At 56.6% G+C, this 2,494-nt stretch carries 1 rRNA gene; it reads right to left on the bottom strand.

Annotation, left to right across the window (positions count from 1 at the left end):
• Positions 1 to 21: 21 nt before the first annotated feature.
• Positions 22 to 2,494: ribosomal RNA gene (locus tag C6Y14_RS43815) — 23S ribosomal RNA — on the bottom strand; the annotation flags it as partial.

Raw genomic sequence — 2,494 nt, 5'->3', positions numbered from 1 at the left:
ACACAGTGGACGCGAGCAACTGAGGACAAGCCCTCGGCCTATTAGTACCGGTCAGCTCCACCCCTTACAGGGCTTCCACATCCGGCCTATCAACCCAGTCGTCTACTGGGAGCCTTAACCAATCAAGTTGGTGGGAGTCCTCATCTCGAAGCAGGCTTCCCGCTTAGATGCTTTCAGCGGTTATCCCTCCCGAACGTAGCCAACCAGCCATGCCCTTGGCAGGACAACTGGCACACCAGAGGTTCGTCCGTCCCGGTCCTCTCGTACTAGGGACAGCCCTTCTCAAGACTCCTACGCGCACAGCGGATAGGGACCGAACTGTCTCACGACGTTCTAAACCCAGCTCGCGTACCGCTTTAATGGGCGAACAGCCCAACCCTTGGGACCGACTCCAGCCCCAGGATGCGACGAGCCGACATCGAGGTGCCAAACCATCCCGTCGATATGGACTCTTGGGGAAGATCAGCCTGTTATCCCCGGGGTACCTTTTATCCGTTGAGCGACGGCGCTTCCACAAGCCACCGCCGGATCACTAGTCCCGACTTTCGTCCCTGCTCGACCCGTCGGTCTCACAGTCAAGCTCCCTTGTGCACTTACACTCAACACCTGATTGCCAACCAGGCTGAGGGAACCTTTGGGCGCCTCCGTTACTCTTTAGGAGGCAACCGCCCCAGTTAAACTACCCATCAGACACTGTCCCTGATCCGGATCACGGACCCAGGTTAGACATCCAGCACGACCAGACTGGTATTTCAACGACGACTCCACACTGGCTGGCGCCAATGCTTCACAGTCTCCCAGCTATCCTACACAAGCCGAACCGAACACCAATATCAAACTATAGTAAAGGTCCCGGGGTCTTTCCGTCCTGCTGCGCGAAACGAGCATCTTTACTCGTAGTGCAATTTCACCGGGCCTATGGTTGAGACAGTCGAGAAGTCGTTACGCCATTCGTGCAGGTCGGAACTTACCCGACAAGGAATTTCGCTACCTTAGGATGGTTATAGTTACCACCGCCGTTTACTGGCGCTTAAGTTCTCAGCTTCGCCAAACCGAAGTTTGACTAACCGGTCCCCTTAACGTTCCAGCACCGGGCAGGCGTCAGTCCGTATACATCGCCTTACGGCTTCGCACGGACCTGTGTTTTTAGTAAACAGTCGCTTCTCGCTGGTCTCTGCGGCCACCCCCAGCTCACCGAGTAAATCGGATCACCAGTGATGGCCCCCCTTCTCCCGAAGTTACGGGGGCATTTTGCCGAGTTCCTTAACCATAGTTCACCCGAACGCCTCGGTATTCTCTACCTGACCACCTGAGTCGGTTTAGGGTACGGGCCGCCATGAAACTCGCTAGAGGCTTTTCTCGACAGCATAGGATCATCCACTTCACCACAATCGGCTCGGCATCAGGTCTCACCCTTGATGTGCGACGGATTTACCTATCACACGGGCTACACCCTTACCCCGGGACTACCACCGCCCGGGCTGGACTACCTTCCTGCGTCACCCCATCACTCACCTACTACAGGTCTGGTCCGTCGGCTCCACCACTTTCCATTCCCCGAAGGGTCCGGAACGGCTTCACGGACTTAGCATCGCCTGGTTCGATGTTTGACGCTTCACAGCGGGTACCGGAATATCAACCGGTTATCCATCGACTACGCCTGTCGGCCTCGCCTTAGGTCCCGACTTACCCTGGGCAGATCAGCTTGACCCAGGAACCCTTAGTCAATCGGCGCACACGTTTCTCACGTGTGTATCGCTACTCATGCCTGCATTCTCACTCGTGAACCGTCCACCACTGCCTTCCGGCGCGGCTTCACCCGGCACACGACGCTCCCCTACCCATCCGTACTCCCGTTGGGGATATATGTACGAATGACACGACTTCGGCGGTACGCTTGAGCCCCGCTACATTGTCGGCGCGGAATCACTAGACCAGTGAGCTATTACGCACTCTTTCAAGGGTGGCTGCTTCTAAGCCAACCTCCTGGTTGTCTGTGCGACTCCACATCCTTTCCCACTTAGCGTACGCTTAGGGGCCTTAGTCGATGCTCTGGGCTGTTTCCCTCTCGACCATGGAGCTTATCCCCCACAGTCTCACTGCCGCGCTCTCACTTACCGGCATTCGGAGTTTGGCTAAGGTCAGTAACCCGGTAGGGCCCATCGCCTATCCAGTGCTCTACCTCCGGCAAGAAACACACGACGCTGCACCTAAATGCATTTCGGGGAGAACCAGCTATCACGGAGTTTGATTGGCCTTTCACCCCTAACCACAGGTCATCCCCCAGGTTTTCAACCCTGGTGGGTTCGGTCCTCCACGACCTCTTACAGCCGCTTCAACCTGCCCATGGCTAGATCACTCCGCTTCGGGTCTTGAGCGCGCTACTATGTCGCCCTATTCGGACTCGCTTTCGCTACGGCTTCCCCACACGGGTTAACCTCGCAACACACCGCAAACTCGCAGGCTCATTCTTCAAAAGGCACGCAGTCACGAC

The organism is Streptomyces dioscori (genome assembly GCF_003024195.1).
Classification (GTDB): domain Bacteria; phylum Actinomycetota; class Actinomycetes; order Streptomycetales; family Streptomycetaceae; genus Streptomyces; species Streptomyces dioscori.
Note: the sequence above shows the minus strand (reverse complement) of the source record. Positions and strands in the feature narration are given on the sequence as shown.